The 18,557-nt window shown below is 45.5% G+C and carries 15 protein-coding genes; 9 read left to right on the top strand and 6 right to left on the bottom strand.

Features of this window, described 5'->3' with window-relative positions; all coding sequences use genetic code 11:
- Positions 1-212: 212 nt before the first annotated feature.
- A complete protein-coding gene (locus C1N53_RS14750) occupies positions 213-2,417 on the top strand; it encodes a radical SAM protein (RefSeq protein WP_137760038.1) in 2,205 nt (734 codons plus the stop codon).
- Between the two features lie 69 nt (positions 2,418-2,486).
- Here the strand turns inward: C1N53_RS14750 and C1N53_RS14755 are convergent, their stop codons facing one another.
- Complete coding sequence (locus C1N53_RS14755; protein WP_137760039.1) at positions 2,487-3,158, bottom strand: DUF6624 domain-containing protein; 672 nt, start codon at positions 3,156-3,158, stop codon at positions 2,487-2,489.
- Positions 3,159-3,504: 346 nt separating this feature from the next.
- Here C1N53_RS14755 and C1N53_RS14760 point away from each other — a divergent pair, with 346 nt between their 5' ends.
- Positions 3,505-4,101 carry a hypothetical protein gene (locus C1N53_RS14760; RefSeq protein ID WP_137760040.1) on the top strand — a complete coding sequence of 199 codons (597 nt, stop codon included), beginning with the start codon at positions 3,505-3,507 and terminating at the stop codon, positions 4,099-4,101.
- 16 nt (positions 4,102-4,117) lie between these two features.
- On the opposite strand, the gene C1N53_RS14765 is transcribed toward C1N53_RS14760, so the two are convergent.
- Positions 4,118-4,651 carry a GNAT family N-acetyltransferase gene (locus C1N53_RS14765; protein WP_137760041.1) on the bottom strand — a complete coding sequence of 178 codons (534 nt, stop codon included), beginning with the start codon at positions 4,649-4,651 and terminating at the stop codon, positions 4,118-4,120.
- A gap of 422 nt (positions 4,652-5,073) precedes the next feature.
- Positions 5,074-7,101 (bottom strand): excinuclease ABC subunit UvrB, encoded by a 2,028-nt coding sequence (uvrB, locus tag C1N53_RS14770; RefSeq protein WP_137760042.1) that lies wholly within the window; start codon positions 7,099-7,101, stop codon positions 5,074-5,076.
- 192 nt (positions 7,102-7,293) lie between these two features.
- Here uvrB and C1N53_RS14775 point away from each other — a divergent pair, with 192 nt between their 5' ends.
- A complete protein-coding gene (locus C1N53_RS14775) occupies positions 7,294-7,590 on the top strand; it encodes a hypothetical protein (RefSeq protein ID WP_137760043.1) in 297 nt (98 codons plus the stop codon).
- 101 nt (positions 7,591-7,691) lie between these two features.
- Here the strand turns inward: C1N53_RS14775 and aspS are convergent, their stop codons facing one another.
- Entirely contained in the window at positions 7,692-9,452 is a 1,761-nt protein-coding gene (gene aspS, locus C1N53_RS14780) for an aspartate--tRNA ligase (protein WP_137760044.1), read from the bottom strand.
- Positions 9,453-9,615: 163 nt separating this feature from the next.
- On the opposite strand from aspS, the gene C1N53_RS14785 reads away from it, so the two are divergent.
- A complete protein-coding gene (locus tag C1N53_RS14785; RefSeq protein ID WP_137760045.1) occupies positions 9,616-10,527 on the top strand; it encodes a retroviral-like aspartic protease family protein in 912 nt (303 codons plus the stop codon).
- An 8-nt stretch (positions 10,528-10,535) separates the two neighbouring features.
- Here C1N53_RS14785 and C1N53_RS14790 read toward each other — a convergent pair whose 3' ends face one another.
- Positions 10,536-10,928 carry a GtrA family protein gene (locus C1N53_RS14790; protein ID WP_206077579.1) on the bottom strand — a complete coding sequence of 131 codons (393 nt, stop codon included), beginning with the start codon at positions 10,926-10,928 and terminating at the stop codon, positions 10,536-10,538.
- A 255-nt stretch (positions 10,929-11,183) separates the two neighbouring features.
- Here C1N53_RS14790 and C1N53_RS14795 point away from each other — a divergent pair, with 255 nt between their 5' ends.
- On the top strand, positions 11,184-12,101 hold the full coding sequence (locus C1N53_RS14795; protein WP_137760046.1) for an ABC transporter ATP-binding protein: 918 nt from the start codon (positions 11,184-11,186) through the stop codon (positions 12,099-12,101).
- A gap of 52 nt (positions 12,102-12,153) precedes the next feature.
- Complete coding sequence (locus tag C1N53_RS14800; protein ID WP_137760047.1) at positions 12,154-15,786, top strand: M1 family aminopeptidase; 3,633 nt, start codon at positions 12,154-12,156, stop codon at positions 15,784-15,786.
- Between the two features lie 143 nt (positions 15,787-15,929).
- Here the strand turns inward: C1N53_RS14800 and C1N53_RS14805 are convergent, their stop codons facing one another.
- Complete coding sequence (locus tag C1N53_RS14805; protein WP_137760048.1) at positions 15,930-16,373, bottom strand: DUF937 domain-containing protein; 444 nt, start codon at positions 16,371-16,373, stop codon at positions 15,930-15,932.
- A 213-nt stretch (positions 16,374-16,586) separates the two neighbouring features.
- Here C1N53_RS14805 and C1N53_RS14810 point away from each other — a divergent pair, with 213 nt between their 5' ends.
- From C1N53_RS14810 to C1N53_RS14820, 3 genes are all read left to right on the top strand, one after another.
- Positions 16,587-17,132: a hypothetical protein gene (locus C1N53_RS14810; RefSeq protein ID WP_240773232.1), complete on the top strand. Its 546-nt coding sequence runs from the start codon at positions 16,587-16,589 to the stop codon at positions 17,130-17,132.
- A gap of 148 nt (positions 17,133-17,280) precedes the next feature.
- Positions 17,281-17,733: a nucleoside deaminase gene (locus C1N53_RS14815; RefSeq protein ID WP_256377477.1), complete on the top strand. Its 453-nt coding sequence runs from the start codon at positions 17,281-17,283 to the stop codon at positions 17,731-17,733.
- Positions 17,734-17,808: 75 nt separating this feature from the next.
- Complete coding sequence (locus tag C1N53_RS14820; protein ID WP_137760050.1) at positions 17,809-18,417, top strand: superoxide dismutase; 609 nt, start codon at positions 17,809-17,811, stop codon at positions 18,415-18,417.
- Positions 18,418-18,557: the final 140 nt, after the last annotated feature.

Here is an 18,557-nt window from a genome sequence, read left to right on the forward strand (position 1 = left end):
AAAATAATTATGTTTTAAATAATATAATAAAATCAACAAAACATATAATTAATAATATATTTAAATTTCTCTACTTACAGTATCTGCTCATAATTGCCTTATTAAAAGCTTTTCAATGAACCTCCGGCCATGTTGCAGCTGTTATTAGGTAAGCATTAGAAAAGCCAGCAGAAAGAAGTAATTTTGCCCTGCTTATTTAAGAGATTCATATTTTGGAGAAACCCGTTATACTGCTCATTACGCCGCCGCTCACGCAGCTGAACACACCATATCCTGCCACAGCTTATTTAAAAGGCTTTTTAGGTATGCAGGGCTACCAGGTAGATCAGGCCGATTTTGGTATTGAGCTGGTCTTGAAAATGTTTTCGCGCAAAGGCCTTAAACGCATTTTTGAGCAAATTGAAACGGGCAATTATAACCTGACGGATAATAGTCTGCGCATGCTCCGCCTGAAGCGGGAATACCTTAATACCATTGAGCCTGTTATCCGTTTTCTTCAGAATAAAGATAATACACTGGCACAACAGATCAGCTATAGCCGCTATTTGCCGGAAGCTTCCCGTTTCGACCAGGTTGAAGATATCGACTGGGCTTTTGGCAGTATGGGCATTACCGACAGGGCACGTTATCTGGCCACTCTTTATTTAGAAGATTTAGGCGATCTTATCAAAGAAACTGTTTGCCCATACTTTGCTTTTAGCCGCTACGCAGAAAGTTTAGCTATGTCTGCCACTACCTTCGATTCTATGGAGTCTGCACTGCAACAGGCGCCAAACCTGGTAGATCAGATGCTGCTGGAACTACTGGAAGAACGCCTGCAACAGGTGCAACCGGATGTAGTGGGTTTCTCTATTCCTTTCCCGGGGAATTTATACGGCGGGCTAAGATTAGCTCAATACATCAAACAGCACTACCCGCATACAAAAACGATGATGGGTGGCGGTTATCCTAATACCGAGCTGCGTAGCCTGCACGAGCCCCGCCTGTTCCAGTACATCGATTTTGTAACACTGGACGATGGCGAAGGTCCGTGGCTGAAACTCCTGGAGTACCTCCAGGGCAAACGCCAGGTAGATTTTCTGCAGCGCACTTTCCTGTTGCAGAACCATAAAGTAGATTATATTAATGGCTGCCTCGATAAAGATGTTCCTCATACCGAAGTAGGCACACCAGACTATGATGGGCTGCCGCTCCAGAATTACCTGTCTGTTATTGATGTTATCAACCCGATGCACCGCCTCTGGAGCGATGGCCGCTGGAATAAACTAACCGTTGCACATGGTTGCTACTGGAAACGCTGTTCTTTCTGCGATATCACATTAGACTATATCAACCGTTACGATGTTGCTCCTGCCACTTTGCTGGTAGACCGGATAGAACAGTTGATTGCACAGACCGGGCAGACCGGATTTCATTTTGTAGACGAAGCAGCACCGCCCGCACCTCTTCGCGACATGGCCATAGAGCTTATCAGGAGAGGCGTAAAAATATCGTGGTGGGGGAACATCCGCTTTGAAAAAACCTTTACTCCAGATTTATGCCGTTTACTGGCAGCGTCGGGCTGTATTGCGGTTTCGGGAGGCTTAGAAGTTGCCTCAGACCGACTCCTGCACCTGATGGAAAAAGGAGTAAGCATAGAACAGGTTGCCAGAGTAACCGATGCTTTTACACAGGCGGGCATCATGGTTCATGCCTACCTCATGTATGGTTTTCCAACACAAACAGCCCAGGAAACAATAGATTCGCTGGAAGTGGTGCGCCAGCTTTTTGTTAATAATGTAATTCAATCCGGCTACTGGCACCGCTTTAGCATGACGGCTCACAGTCCTGTAGGAAAGAATCCGGGAAAATATGGGGTGGTAAAGGTGGGCCCGGAAGAAGGCCCCTTTGCCAACAACGACCTATGGCACGAGGACCCTACAGGAACAGACCATGAAATGTTTGGCCCTGGATTGGCTAAAGCCATTTATAACTATATGCACGGCGTGGCCCTGGAAGAGCCTCTTTCTTTCTGGTTTGATTTTAAAGTGCCTCGCACCACACACAAACGGAATTTAATTGCCAGAGCCGTGCAGCAGGCAGTTAAGCCAGACTCTGAACGCAGAGCTGCGCGCGTGTTTTGGTTGGGAAATCTGCCTGAGGTCGATTTTACCATGTATGCCAAAAAAGGGCAGACACTGGAGCGTTGTGAGCTTACTTTTTATGAGATAGCAGAAGATTTTCAGATAAAAACAACAGCCGCTATTGGGCAGTGGCTGTTTGATCTGCTTCGCAAACTGCTGGCAGAGGAAAGTCAGGCTGTAACACTCCAGCAGTTAGAAGAAAGCTTCCCGGCAGAGGCAAACCTTACGTTTGCAGAGTTTCTTCATTCTCCTACCTGGTTTACATTAAGAGAAAAAGGCCTGCTGCTTCTTTAGCGTTTAAAAAAGATTCCGGCCAGTGCTCTTCCGGCTTATTCATTAGAAACAAGTTATCATTTCTAATCCTTAATGTGGCGAAGCACTGGCCTTAGGAGGTAAATATTCAATTCCAAAGAGCTTCAGGTACTCCCGCAAAGGCCCCAGACCCATTGCTGCACGCCGTTTATCCACGCTTAACTCGTCTTCTATTTCGTAAAGCTCATGCTGATTTGTGCCCGCATTTAGTTTTACCTGGCTTCCGTATAGCTGCGGTTTACCCTCCAGCATCCGGAACCTGTCTTCCATCATGGCCAACGAGCTTTTAGGAGCATCGCCATTGGCAGCGGCACCTCTTAACAGCGGAAGGTATTTGGCTATAGTTGCTTTATCAGAATTCTGTAAAACAAGAAAAACAGCCATACTTCCCTCCAGCCCGACTTCTTTTCTACCCGGCCACCCATACTTGTCTAAAATTTCTACCACCTGTCTTCTGTTTTCCTCGTGCTGCACTCTTACCAGCGATGAACACTTCTTCCATTCTCCTGAACTTTCTCCATAAGTAACTTTTACAGAATCCATCATTTTTTTGCAGTGCAGATCAGACAGGTATATTTTTTCTAACCTGCTCTTAAGTAATGCTTCTTCTGAATTACCAGAATTAATTGTATTGGAGCTATAGCTTATAATGACAGGAGCAGCATTCTGCGCAAAAGCAGACGTATTGACGCACAGGATTAGTAGAAGCAGTATATTTTTCATTCGTTTTTCTAAAGGCTAAATGCAGACCCTATACTTATAATAAGTTAAATATGTTTGACATAAACCTCATCTGTAAATAAAGGAGCAAGTATAAACCAAATACACTTATTACAATTAAATATAAGTTAATTCATATACAAATATATTAAAAATAAGGTTATAACTTTTACAACAATAAAAATTATTTTTTTAATTTTACATAGTTCAAAATGGCTTTACTATGTTAATGAAGCACCTCTACCCTTATTTGTTCCTCTGCTTAACTGCTTTATTATTTTCATGTGAGGATGAGAGTGAAACAACTTTTCTAGACCAAGATGAGCAGAAAAGCGGGATTTTGCCCTTCTTGAGCGAATGCACACCTGATGACAAGGCCTCTCCTTATTTTGTTTCAGGCGATTTTGATGGCGTGCCTATTCATTTGGCTACCACTCATGGAAACCTGTATCCTTCACACGACACTACTTTTAATGCACAGTACTACGATACAAGCATTGGGCTGGATAACGTTTACCTGATCAGGAGAAACAATGAGAACAGTATACAGATTGCTTTTTACTTTATTAACACCCGCATGCCTGCCAAGGCGCTGCCTTATGTGCTCCCCCACACCAACCTGGACTACTGCGAAAACGTGCAGATAGAGTTGCTCGATCTAAAGAAAGTGGGCACCGCTCCCCAAGGCAGTCTGCAGGATAACTTTTCTTATTGGGGGTACTCCGGCAATAACAGCATACAGGTAACTGTAACCGATTTTACAGATAATACTGTAACAGGCACTTTCGAAGGATACTTAAAAAGCAATACCGGTACTACCATTCGGGTAAAGAATGGCCGGTTCAGGATAAAAACAGTGGTTGTAAACAGAAATAGTACTACTACAAGTACAGCTTATCAACAACTTTACAATACTTTTCAAAAGCTGCAACCGGCAATACTTTAATTTTTTTATAAGTTATTTATAGCTCCCGCTGCATATACAGGTCCCGCTGCACATCTTCACCCAGCACAAAATCCAGTTCGCCGGCTTCTGTAAAGTTATACTTTCGGTAAAAGCGTTTTGCCCGTTCATTATGCTCCCACACCGTCAGCCAGATAACATCATGCCCTTGCTGTTTGCCTTTTTCTAAACAATACTGCATCAGCTTATCTCCTAAACCACAGCCAGTCCATTGTGCCAGCGTATATAACCGGCTTATCTGGATGGGGTTTTCTGCTCTGATCTCGGCAGGGGCAGGTCCGGCAGTTAGCTTTACATAAGCAATAGCCTCACCTTCATTTTCTACTATAAGAAAATCAGTAGCCGGGTCAGCCAGCTCAACCTCCTGTAATTCCAGGCTATACATAGTAGGCCGGAAAGCTTCCATATCTGCCGGATTATTAGCTGCGGCAAAGGCTTCGTAAAAAGTCTGCCAGCCTAAATCTGCGAGCAGTTGTGCATCGGCCGGCGTTGCTTTCCGAAAAGCAAAAGAGGGTGTGGTATCTGGCGACATAGTAAAACTCTCAAACAACCTGTAAAAGGTATAGGAGAAGAGGAACAGGAATATGTTATTTATCTTTCTTTTTGGTTCGCTTATTATTCAGCCTGTCTTTCTTAAACTTATAAGTATTATAAGACTTACTGACATCTTTCTTAAACAGGTAAAGGCAGTAAAGAAATAGGGGGACAACAATGATAGCAAGCGTAATGTATAGTATTTGTTTTGTCATAGCCTGGCTTGGTGGAATTAAGTAGCAAACAGAGGTATGTGCTCTGGGTAAATTTCAGCACTACACACTAATTTTATGAAATGTATGGATTATTCATCCTGCAGTCAATACTTGGCTTTGGGTAAATCACAATAAAAAAACAACCTGTTGCTTTTCCTGCAACAATAGCAGAAGCAACAGGTTGTTTTACTTTATGTTAAAAAGTTTAATCTCTTTTCGACTTCAGCAACTTTCTTAGCTCTGCGAGTTCATCTCTGTACTTGGCTGCCTGCAGGAAGTCGAGTTCTTTGGCAGCAGCTTCCATCAGCTTTTCCGTTTTCTTGATCAGTTTCTCCAGCTCATCCCGCTTCATAGTCTGTATGATCGGTTCAGCAGCAATCGAAACTTCCTCCGGTCCGGCATATATTTTCACCTCACGCTTCTTCGCATCGGCCACTGAGGTCTGCTCAAATATCTCGTCTTTTGTTTTAAGTACCGTTCTAGGGGTTATGCCATGCTCCACATTATAAGCCATCTGGGTAGCCCGCCTACGGTTTGTCTCGTCTATTGCACGTTGCATAGAACCTGTCATGCGATCGGCATACATAATTACCTTACCCTTTTCGTTACGGGCAGCACGTCCCATTGTCTGTATGAGAGAGCGCTGGTCGCGCAGGAAGCCTTCTTTATCGGCATCAAGTATAGCAACCAAGCTTACCTCCGGCAAATCGAGTCCTTCGCGCAGCAGGTTTACCCCTATCAGCACGTCTATCTCGCCCAGCCGCAGTTCACGCAGAATCTCTACCCGATCCAATGTTTTAACCTCGGAGTGCAGATATTTAGCTTTCACGCTAAGCTTGTCCAGGTATTTGGCCAGTTCTTCGGCCATCCGTTTGGTAAGCGTGGTTACCAGCACACGAGCACCTTCTTTTACACGGTTATCAATCTCATCCAGCAGGTCGTCTACCTGGTTGGCACTTGGTCGTACTTCAATCTCTGGATCCAGCAGGCCTGTCGGACGGATAATCTGCTCTACCACTACCCCTTCCGATTTCTGCATCTCATAATCGCCCGGTGTGGCGCTTACAAACACCACCTGGTGCATCAGGCTTTCGAACTCATTAAAAGTAAGCGGGCGGTTATCCATAGCAGCTGGCAAGCGGAAACCATATTCTACCAGCGCCACTTTACGCGAGCGGTCGCCTCCCCACATAGCACGCACCTGCGGCAGCGTTACGTGGCTCTCATCAATCACCATCAGAAAATCATCCGGAAAATAATCGAGTAAACAGAACGGGCGAGCCCCCGGTGAACGACGGTCGAAGTAGCGGGAGTAGTTCTCAATACCAGAGCAATACCCTAATTCACGGATCATCTCCAGATCAAACTCTGTACGTTCTTTTATTCGCTTCGCTTCTACAGGCCGGTCTTCTTTTAAGAAATACTCGTGCTGCGCTACCATGTCGTACTGTATCTCATGTATAGCCTGGTTCAGGGTGTCTTTTCCTGTTACGAACAGGTTGGCCGGGTATAAAGTAATTGCCTTTTCTTCGGATAACTTTTTGCCAGACACAGGATCTATACGATGTATGGCCTCCAGTTCATCGCCAAAGAAATACAGCCTGTAAGCAAAGTCGGCATATGCAGGATAAATATCCACGGTGTCGCCTTTCACTCGAAACGTTCCACGTGTGAACTCTACTTCGGTACGGCTGTAAAGTATCTGCACAAAAGTATAAAGCAGGTTGTTGCGGCTGTAGCGCTGCCCTGGCGCCAGGTGCAGCACATTTTTGCCAAACTCTTCCGGGTTACCTATACCATAGATACACGATACAGAAGCCACCACTACCACATCTCTACGCCCGGATAATAAAGCCGATGTAGTATGCAGCCGCAGCTTCTCTATTTCCTCGTTTATGGCAAGATCTTTTTCGATGAAAACGTCGGTGGCAGAGATATAGGCTTCTGGCTGGTAATAGTCGTAGTAAGAGATAAAATACTCTACCGCATTATTCGGAAAGAATTGTTTAAACTCTCCGTATAGCTGGGCTGCAAGCGTTTTGTTATGGCAAAGCACCAGCGTAGGCTTTCCAACGTTTTTAATTACGTTGGCCATTGTAAATGTTTTACCTGTACCGGTAGCACCTAAAAGCACCTGCGCATGTTCTCCCCGCTGTACCCCATCGGTGAGTTGTGCAATGGCTTTTGGCTGGTCGCCGGTTGGTTGAAATTCTGATGTCAGTTGAAATTCCATTCTTCGAAATTACAGAAAGATATGATAAACTATAACATTGAATGGCAGCAGTAAGTTTAGCTTTGGTAAAGATTGTTTGATTGCACTAAAAAGCCCGGTATTTTGATTCTCTCCGGTTTTGCGTATGTTTATTTAATTAAGCTATATCGCAGGCTTAATTTTTAATTTACAATTTCTAATTCTTATAGCCTGATGGAGAACTGGAACGAAGAAAGATACAAAGAACTGAACACCTACTTTCGCATTAAAATAGAGCACATGCTCCGCACCGACCCACAGCTACAGGAGTGGCAGCAGGAAGGCAGAAAGATTGATTTGAAAGAGATGATGGCGCAGTTTCCGAAGGAGGACCAGGAGCGGTGGCAGGAGTTCTTGGAGCTGGACCAGCTCAAAATGCAGGTCGATATCTGGAACCACCTGAACGGCAAAGGAATACCTTACCAGCCTGGCTTCGGATTTAGCAACCACGAAGGAGATACGTCGTGGTGAAAAACTAAACCCGGCACAATTAAAAGCCATGCGGATTTGCCATAAAACAGAAGCGGCTGCCTAGGTTAGGCAGCCGCTTCTGTTTTATGGTTTCCGAAGATTTACTTTGCAGCAACTTCATTCAGCTTTATATGCAGCTCTTTGAGTTGCGCATCAGCAATCGGAGAAGGCGCATCTATCATTACATCGCGCCCGGAATTGTTTTTCGGGAAAGCAATAAAGTCGCGGATAGAGTCGGCACCACCGAACAAAGAACAAAGCCTGTCAAAACCAAAGGCGATACCACCATGCGGAGGCGCTCCGTACTCAAAGGCATTCATCAGGAAGCCAAACTGTGCCACTGCCTCTTCTTTGGTAAAGCCAAGCAGACTGAACATTTGCTCCTGCACCCCACGGTCATAGATACGGATAGAACCGCCACCTACTTCTACCCCGTTGATTACCATATCATACGCATTGGCACGAATCTCACCCGGAGCCGTTTCGATCATGTGCAGATCTTCAGGCTTAGGCGACGTGAACGGGTGGTGCATCGCGTGGTAGCGCTCCATTTCCTCATCCCACTCCAGCAGCGGAAAGTCTACGACCCAAAGCGGTGAAAATACGTTTTTATCGCGCAGACCCAGCCTCTCTCCCATCTCCAGGCGAAGCTCGTTCAGGGCCTTGCGTGTTTTGTCTTTACCTCCGGCTAATACCAACAGTAAATCTCCTGGTTCTGCCTCAAAAGCAGCTCCCCAGGCTTGCAGGTCTTCCGGTGAGTAAAATTTATCTACGGATGATTTAATGCTGCCATCGTCCTGCACACGCGCATACACCAACCCTGTGGCACCTATCTGCGGACGTTTCACAAAATCGGTCAGTTCGTCGAGTTGCTTGCGGGTATAACCGGCACTACCTTTGGCATTGATGCCCACTACCAGTTCGGCATCATCAAATACTTTAAAGCCTTTGTTTTTAACTATATCGTTCAGCTCTACAAACTGCATCCCAAAACGGGTATCCGGCTTATCGGAGCCATAGAGCCGCATAGCATCGGCATAGGTCATGCGAGGCAATGTGTCTATGGTAACACCTTTTACCTGCTGGAACAGGTGGCGGATAAAGCCTTCAAATGTATTTAAAATATCTTCCTGCGTAATAAAAGACATCTCGCAGTCGATCTGGGTAAACTCCGGCTGGCGGTCAGCACGCAGGTCTTCGTCGCGGAAGCATTTTACAATCTGGAAATAGCGGTCGAAGCCCGATACCATTAACAGCTGCTTAAATGTTTGCGGCGACTGCGGCAGCGCATAGAATTCGCCTTCGTTCATACGGCTAGGCACCACAAAATCGCGGGCGCCTTCTGGCGTAGATTTAATAAGCACAGGCGTTTCTACCTCTATAAAGTTCAGGCTATCGAGGTAATTTCGGGTTTCGCGCATCATGCGGTGGCGAAGCTCCAGGTTTTTACGCACAGGCGTGCGGCGCAAATCCAGGTAACGGTACTTCATGCGCAGGTCATCGCCTCCGTCGGTCTCATCCTCAATGAGGAATGGCGGCAGTTTGGCAGGGTTCAGCACCTCCAGTTTTGTTACCCGCAGCTCAATAGCACCTGTTGGGATCTTATCGTTTTTAGAGTACCGCTCTACTACTTTTCCCTCGGCTTTTATCACATACTCACGGCCTAGGTTACGAGCTTGCTCTAACAGTTCAGGAGCCGTATTACCCTCTTCAAAAGAAAGCTGTGTAATGCCATAGCGGTCGCGCAGGTCTATCCAGAGCATGCCGCCTTTATCGCGCAGGCGCTGTACCCATCCTGTTAGTACAACCTCTTCGCCTGCATTATCAATTCTTAATTCGCCACAAGTATGTGTTCGGAGCATAGTATTAAAAGTAGTTTACTGTTGCAAAAGTAATAATAGTTTCGGTAGCATGTACCTAAAAACAACACGTAGATGATCTGTTTTACATCATACTAAACTAAATAACCAACAAGACGTGTTTCTATAGTGCACTTCTTGCTTTTGCAGGTGCGTGAAACAACCTATGAAAACGCAACTATACATGCTATTACCTTTTATCAGCTTACTGCTAGCTGTCACCATTTATACCTCGCCCCTTACTTCCAGACCGAAAGTAACACCGCCTGTACCTGCTAAAATAGAAGTTCCTTTTGAATTGAAAGGCGGACTGGTGTTTGTAAAAGTGAAGGTAAACGGAAAGCCTGCCAACTTTATACTGGACTCGGGTGCTCCTATCCTGGTGCTGCACCCCCGGCTGGCAGCCAAAGCTATTGACACGCTGGAGGGAAAAGGTATTTCAGGAGCTCTGCAACTCCAACGGGTAGAGGTGCCGGACTTTGAATTCGGAACCCTGCACCAGCAGCAGGTAGAGGCGATTACCCTGGATCTGTCTCACCTCGAAAAGATAACCAACCGCCCTATAGACGGCCTGATCGGCTACAGCACCTTAAAGGATTACGAGGTACTGCTCGACTACAAAAACAAGCTGCTGACGCTTTTTAAGCCTGATGCCACAGATTTTCATAAAGCCGTAAAACCGAAAGCTGAAATGGACTTTACCCTACAGGCACACATACCTGTAGTAGCAGCAAAAATCGGCACACAGACCTTATACTTTGGGTTAGACACAGGCGCGGAGGCTAACCTGATCGATCTCAGGAGCCAAAACAAGCTAAGCCCTAAAGACTATCGTAAAAGCAAAACAGGCCGTGTATCGGGTGCAAACCAGGGACAGGTATCGGTACAGGAAGCCTACGTTAACTCCACCTTCGTTAACGGGCATAACTACAGCAACATGCATTACGTGTTCTCCGATATCTCGCACATGAACCAGGGTTACGGCCTCAGCATCGATGGGCTTTTAGGCTATCCCTTCTTCAGTGCCAGAAAGATTTCGATGAATTACCAGCAAAGTAAAATTTACTTCTGGGAGTAAGGGTGGTTCTAATTAAACGTATAGAGGTAGTTTATCAGGAAGTTCCAAAGGAACACAATCACAATAGCGAAGAATTTTGAAAGGTAAAAGTTAAATCTGACACGCTCCGTGAGCAGATATACAATCAGGTTGTTAAAAAACAGGCCGATAACCGCCACCAGCATAAACTTCGAAAACTGCCAGCCAATTTCCGGGTCCAGGCTGTTAAAGGTCCAGATGCGGTTGAGGGTATAGTTGTTGACACTGGCAAGTATAAAGCCCATACTGTTGGCAACATACTTGTTCCACTTCAGCTTCTCCTTTACCAGAAACGTTACGCCGAAATCAATCACAAGCCCCGAAAAACCTACCAAGCCAAACTTCAGGAACTTTAAAACCAAGGCTTGTATGTTTTCCGGCATCAGGTATAGTAGCTGTTAGTGGCTGCAAATTTAGTTTAAAATACTAAAAATGAAACGCCACACCTGTTATAGAACAGTTTAATAGTTTCAGATTTAAGCTTCACCGGGAACTATACTCCTCTGGCTCCATCTGCTTATATTCTGCTCTGCAAGATTTGTCGATAAATGTGAGGGGTTGGTATAGTATATTTTGAATATGAGTAAGATATACCTTACTTAAATTACTTTATACATCTTACCTAACCGATCTCACTTATGGATTTAGTCATTCAGAACCTATCTAAAACCTACTCAAACGGCACCAAGGCTCTAAAAGACATTACCCTGACTATCCCAAAAGGGATGTTTGGCTTACTTGGTCCTAACGGAGCCGGAAAATCATCCCTGATGCGAACCATTGCCACACTTCAGGAAGCAGACACAGGCAGCATTATGCTCGGCAACCTGGATGTGATGCGCAACAAAGAAGAAATGCGCAAGGTTTTGGGCTATCTGCCGCAGGAGTTCGGAGTATACCCTAAAGTTTCGGCAGAAGAAATGCTCGACCACTTTGCAGTTCTGAAAGGCATCAGCAATTCTAAAGAGCGTAAGGAAATTGTAAAGGCGCTGTTGCAGCAGACGAACCTCTACGAAGTGCGCAAGAAAAACCTGGGCGGCTACTCCGGCGGTATGAAACAACGCTTTGGTATTGCGCAGGCCTTGCTGGGAAACCCGCAGATTATTATTGTGGATGAGCCAACAGCCGGCCTGGATCCGGCAGAGCGTAACCGTTTCCACAACCTGCTCAGCGAGATTGGTGAAAACATCATCGTTATCCTGTCTACCCACATCGTGGAAGACGTAACCGACCTTTGCCGCAACTTTGCCATCATTAACAAGGGGGAGGTACTTTTAACCGGTGATCCGCTGCAGGTGATCAACGAATTGAATGGCCGTATCTGGCGCAAGTTTATCCATAAGTCAGAACTGGTTGAGCATCAGCTACACCACCAGGTAATCTCTTCGCGCCTGTTTGCCGGTAAAACCATTATCCACGTGGTCAGCGATGTACAGCCAGGCCCTGAGTTTGAACCAGTAGCAGCCGACCTGGAAGATGTATACTTCAGTAAAATTCAAGAAGCAGCACTGCGTGACCAGGCAGAGAGTCATAAGCAAGAACTGGTTGCCAATTAGAAACAGCCCCCATTCCTAATTTTTAATTCTTAATTTCTAATTGAATTAACCCATGTTCTCAGAGATATTTCTTTTTGAATTAAAGTACAGGATGAAGCGCCCTGCTACTTACATATACTTTATGCTGCTCTTCCTGATGGCTTTCCTGGCCATGATAGCATTGGGTGGCGCTTTTGGAGGAGGTGTAATAATAGGCGATGCCAGCGGAGGAAAAGTATTTGCCAACTCTCCATACCAGATCAACTGGATCATTACCTTGCTCAGCTGGTTTGGCGTACTGATTACCTGTTCTATGATGGGTACACCTATTTTCAGGGACTTTGAGCATAAAACCCACTCGCTGTACTATACCTCGCTTATTACAAAAGCGGGCTATATCTTTGGCCGTTTTACAGGCTCCTTTCTGGTTACTCTCTTTGTGTTTTTAGGTGTAGCGGCCGGCGCTATGTTTGCCTCCATCATGCCCTGGATGGAGCCTGAGAAGCTGGGTCCGTTTAACCTAATGTGGTATATCCAGCCTTACCTGACCATTGTTATCCCGAACCTGCTGCTGACTGGCGCCATCTTCTTTACCTTTGCCACCCTTACCCGTAGTGCCCTCTCTATTTATGTAGGCGGCGTGCTGTTCCTGGTGCTGTATGGCGTTTCCAGTGCTTTAACCGGTGATCTGGATAATGAAATGTGGGCTAACATTTTAGATCCCATGGGTGCTTCAGCCGTCTATTTTACCCAGCGCTACTGGACAACGGCAGAACGCAATACCCTGATGCTGCCTTTCAGTGACTATATTCTCCTGAACCGGGCCCTTTGGGTGGGAATAGGGCTGGCGCTACTGGCTTTCTGCTATTTCCGCTTCAGTTTCTCCTTTGCCAACCAGGGCGTTAAACTGTTTCGCCGAAAATCCAGTGCCGAAGCTGTAGGTGCTTTTGTTCCTACTGACCGCCTGCAACTGCCGAAAGTAAACCAGTACTTCTCTTTTAACCTGAGCCTGAGCCAGTACTTTAAGCTCTCGAAGCTGGAATTTAAGGGTGTGGTGAAAAGTGTTTATTTTATTGCCATCACCCTGGCAGGCGTTATGTTCCTGTTCGTGACAGGCTCCCAGATCGGCAAGATGTACGACACTAATTTCTTTCCTGTAACATCGCAGGTAGTGCAGGTACTCAATGGCACGTTTGCCCTCTTTTTCCTGATCATTATTACTTTTTATGCAGGTGAATTGGTGTGGCGCGAGCGGGACAACCGCATCAACCAGATTTATGACGCCCTTCCTATTCCGAACTGGGTGCCTTTTGCGTCTAAACTTACGGCCCTAGTGCTGGTTCAGGTGGTGCTGTTAGCCGTGATCATGTTCTGCGGCATTATCATACAAACCTTTAAAGGTTATTACAATTATGAACTCGATGTATATGTAAAAGGCTTGTTTGGCATTAAGCTGGTAGATTACATCGGCCTTTGCGCATTGGCTATGCTGGTGCAGGTGCTGGTAAACAACAAATACCTGGGCCACTTTGTAATGGTGGTGTACTACCTGCTCAACATCTTTAAAGGGCAGCTGGGCTGGGAGCACAACCTGTATTCTTTTAACTCAACACCAGGCATCACTTACTCTGCCATGAATGGCTATGGGCATTTTGTGTGGCCATTTACTGTTTTTAAAGTTTATTGGGCTGCCTTTGCTTTGTTACTTGCCATTGTAGCCAATTTATTATGGGTGCGGGGTTCAGAATCGATGCTGAAGTGGCGGTTTAAGCTGGCCAGCCTGCAACTTACCAGGTCTACTCTGTTTGTTACGGGAGCCGCACTGGCTGTATTTATGGTTACAGGTGGCTTTATCTTCTACAACACCAACATCCTGAATACTTACCGTACTTCCGACGAGCAGGAAGAACGCCAGGCAGATTTTGAGAAGAAGTACAAGAAGTATGACGGCATTGCGCAGCCTCGTATTACAGATGTAAACCTGAATGTAGCTATTTTCCCGGATGAGCGTGCTTTTTCTTTTAAAGGGTACTTCTGGATCAAGAACAAGCACAGCCAACCGATTGACTCCCTGCACCTGATGCTGGCCGATGAAGCCAATGTGCGTAAACTGGAGTTTAGCCAGAAGGCCGAACTCGTACTCAACGACAAAGACAATCAGTACTACATTTACAAACTGGCGCAGCCCATGCAGCCCGGAGATTCTATGCGCCTCGACATGGACCTGAACTTCGAGACCAAAGGGTTCCGAAACAGTGGCTCTAATACCAGTATTGTATATAATGGCACCTTTATCAACAGCCAGTACCTGCCTAAAATCGGTTACCAGTCAGCCTTTGAACTATCGGAAGATAATGTGCGCAAAGAACACGGTCTGTCTCCGAAAGAGCGCATGGCCGATGTAAACGACTCACTAGCCCGCCGCAATACCTATATCAGCAGTGAAGCCGACTGGATTAATTTTGAAGCCGTAGTAAGCACTAAGAAAGGGCAAACGGCTATAGCTCCCGGTTACCTGCAGCGCGATTGGATAGAAGGCGACCGCCATTATTTTCACTATAAAATGGATGCTCCAATCCTGAACTTCTATTCTTTTCTTTCTGCGGATTACCAGGTAAAGAAGGCTAAATGGACAGGTAAAGACGGTAAAGAAGTAGCCATCGAAATATATTACCACAAAGGCCACGAGTATAACCTCGACCGTATGATCAATGGGGTGAAGAAGTCTCTGGATTACTTCACTGCCAACTTCAGCCCTTACCAGCACAGGCAGGTGCGCATCCTGGAGTTCCCGGGTTATCAATCGTTCGCGCAGTCTTTCCCGAATACCATTCCTTACTCGGAGTCGATTGGCTTTATTGCTAATGTAGACGAAAAGAATCCCGAGGATATTGATTATCCATTCTATATAACCGCGCACGAAGTAGCACACCAGTGGTGGGCACACCAGGTAATCGGCGGAGATGTGCAGGGTTCGGTACTTATGTCGGAAACCATGAGCCAGTATAGCGCCCTGATGGTGATGAAGCAACAATATGGCGAGGAGAAAATGAACAAATTCCTGCGCTACGAGCTAAACACCTACCTGCTTGGCCGCACCTCCGAAACAAAAAAAGAGATGCCGCTTTACAAGGTAGAGAACCAGGGCTACATCCACTACCGCAAAGGCAGCCTGGTAATGTATGCTCTGGCTGATTATATCGGGGAGGATAAGCTAAATAATGCGCTGCAACAATACATCCGCAAGGTAGCTTTCCAGGAAGCGCCCTATACCAATTCTGTTGAGTTTATGCAGTACATCCGCCAGGCTACCCCTGACTCGCTGCAGTACCTGGTAACCGATATGTTTGAGAACATTACCTTGTATGAGAATAAAACCACAGATGCCAAGTATACCAAGCTCGACAACGGGAAGTACAAAGTAACGCTAACCGTTGATGCGAAAAAGTTTTATGCCGACAGCCTTGGCACCGAAACAGCAGCACCTTTGCATGACTGGGTAGATGTAGGCGTTATAGCCCGCAAGAAGATAGGCGGCCATTGGCAGGACAAGCCGCTTTACCTGAAAAAGCATAAAGTAAAATCAGGCGAAAACAAGTTTGAATTTATTGTAGATGAGCAGCCAGCCAAAGCAGGTATAGACCCACAAAACAAACTTATTGACCGCAACCCGGAAGATAATACAAAAACATTGTCGGCAAGCTAATGCCCCGATAATACCAGGCATTCTTTTTTAAGGTGAGATGTAAGTTAGATGCCTGGTCCGCAACATAACCTACCAAATAAGAAACAAAGAAGCCGCCTCTGCTAGAGGCGGCTTCTTTATTATAACTCTGTTAACTGTATCTGCTATTTAAAGAAACCTCCCAGTTTATCGGCTATACCTTTGGGCAGTTTATCGGCTAAGCCACCGCCTAACATGCCCATGATATCAGTTTGTCCCATTCCATCAGACTGCACCTTACCGGTTACCTTGTTCATCAGGAACGTCATGACAAAGGGGCCAATCTGATTTGCCACCTGGCTCGGAATACCTAGCTTTGAAGTAAGATCGCTGATATATTTATTTGTCATACCGTTTACAGCCGAAGATTCAGCCGGTGCTTTCTTCCCTTTCAGCAAATCCATAATGCCTCCGAAATCGCCTCCTGTTGCCTCCTTCTTTAATCCGTGGCTCAGGTTATCCTTTGCCATATCTACAGAACGGTTTGCCTGATCAGGATTAATATTAAACTTTTGCTGCAGTTCACCTGAAAGCTGCCCTTTTACCCCATTTATAATATTATCTAACATATTTCTAAACTATTAATAAGAATGATGCTGTTATACCTATAACCCCATTGGGCTATACTTTATTAACGAGATTCTCTGAAAGAAGATATTCCGGAACAAAACGCTTTAGGCAACAGACGCTGAGGCTTTTGGCAAAATAATTGCAGAAGCGACTTTTAGTAGATTAAAGTATAGTTAAGAATTAATATTTTTGCACTCCTGAAATATATGAACATGCGATATTTAGCCTTTCTGGTTATTATACTAATAGCTGGCGCTGCCTTTGCCAACACCAAGCTTAAGAGAATAAACATTACCAAAGAAATCAGTGTCATGCTGCCCAGCGATTTTACGCCTATGCCCGACGATGGCATTGCACGACGGTACCCTGCTACAACCCGGCCTTTGGCTGTATACTCCAGTCCGAATGGGCAAATCGATTTCAGCGTTACCCAGAAACCGTCCCGCTTCCGCCCGGAGGACCTGGGCATGCTACGAGAATTCTACAAGGCCTCTATCATGGAGCGTTTCACCAAAGTAGATTTCATTCGCCAGGAGATCACACAGGTAAAAGGCAATGAGTTTATAATATTTGAGTTTGTCTCTTCTGTTGCTGATGAACGCGGAAACACTAACCTGGCTCCTGTACAGAAGTATAGCATCGTACAGTATACTATAAAAGGAGATCAGCTATATATCTTTACCATGCACGTTCCTTTCATGCTGAAAAGCGACTGGCAGGAAACTACCCGAGACATCATGAATTCGGTTAAGATGTAAGTCTCCTGTTAGTTCTTGAAGCTACACTTTCTCAAGCCTCTCCTTTTCCGGAGGGGCTTTTTTTTATAATTTCGGGTAAACTGAAGCAGTGCTGCTATAAAAGATCTTTACCAGAACTACAGTAAACCAGAAAATAAACTTAAGGACCGTGGACGACTTTTTATCACTTTACAACGACGATTACTTTATGGAGGAGGCATACCGGCAGGCGCAGTATGCTTTTGAGGAGGGAGAGATTCCGATAGGGGCCGTTATAGTATGCAAAAACCGAATTATTGCAAAGGCTTATAACCAGACCGAAAAGCTGAACGATGTAACTGCTCATGCCGAAATGCTGGCCTTTACAGCTGCTTCCGAATACCTCGGCAACAAGTACCTCCACGACTGCACCCTATTTGTGACGGTGGAGCCTTGTGTGATGTGCGCAGGAGCCAGTTATTGGGCACAGCTGAAGAGAGTGGTGTTCGGAGCACCGGAACCCAAGCGCGGCTACAGGCGGATAGGAAATTTGCTACACCCTAAAACCGAAATGGTTAGCGGCGTGAAAGCCCAGGAGTGCGCGGAACTTATGGCATCGTTCTTTGCTAATAAAAGAAATTAACTAACTTTGAACGAAGACGTACATTATTAAATAATTGTATGTACAAGTATTTTTAACATATAAATCTATAAAACTATGGCTTTCGAACTTCCGAAACTACCTTACGCTTACGACGCTCTGGAGCCGCACATCGATGCGCGCACCATGGAAATCCACCATACAAAACACCACCAGGCTTACACTACCAACCTGAACAATGCCATCCAGGGCACTGACTTAGAAGGTAAGTCTATTGAAGAAATTTTAACCAGCATTCCGGCTGATAACAAAGCAGTTCGCAACAACGGTGGTGGTTACTACAACCATAACCTGTTCTGGACTATCCTTTCGCCAAACGGTGGTGGTCAGCCATCTGGCGAACTAGCAGAGGCTATCAATTCCGCTTTTGGTTCTTTCGACCAGTTTAAAGAAAAATTTAATGCAGCCGCTGCTACCCGTTTTGGTTCTGGCTGGGCATGGCTGTGTGTAAAAGACGGTAAACTGGAAGTATGCTCTACTCCAAACCAAGATGTAACAATTATGCCTTTTTCAGAAGGTTGCAGTGGTACACCAATTCTTGGCCTGGACGTTTGGGAGCACGCTTACTACCTGAACTACCAGAACCGTCGCCCTGACTACATCAGCGCATTCTGGAATGTTGTAAACTGGGAAGAAGTAACGCGTCGTTACAACGAAGCGAAATAATTAGTTCTCATATACTAATTAGATCTGTTCCATTATAACAAAAAGCACCCTGCTAAAACTGGCAGGGTGCTTTTTTGATTCAGCGGCTATAATTAGCTCCCGTTTCAGAGCAACCAAACTATGGTCTAAACCTTTAGCTG

Origin of the sequence: Pontibacter sp. SGAir0037 (assembly GCF_005491705.1) — a bacterium.
Classification (GTDB): Bacteria; Bacteroidota; Bacteroidia; order Cytophagales; family Hymenobacteraceae; genus Pontibacter.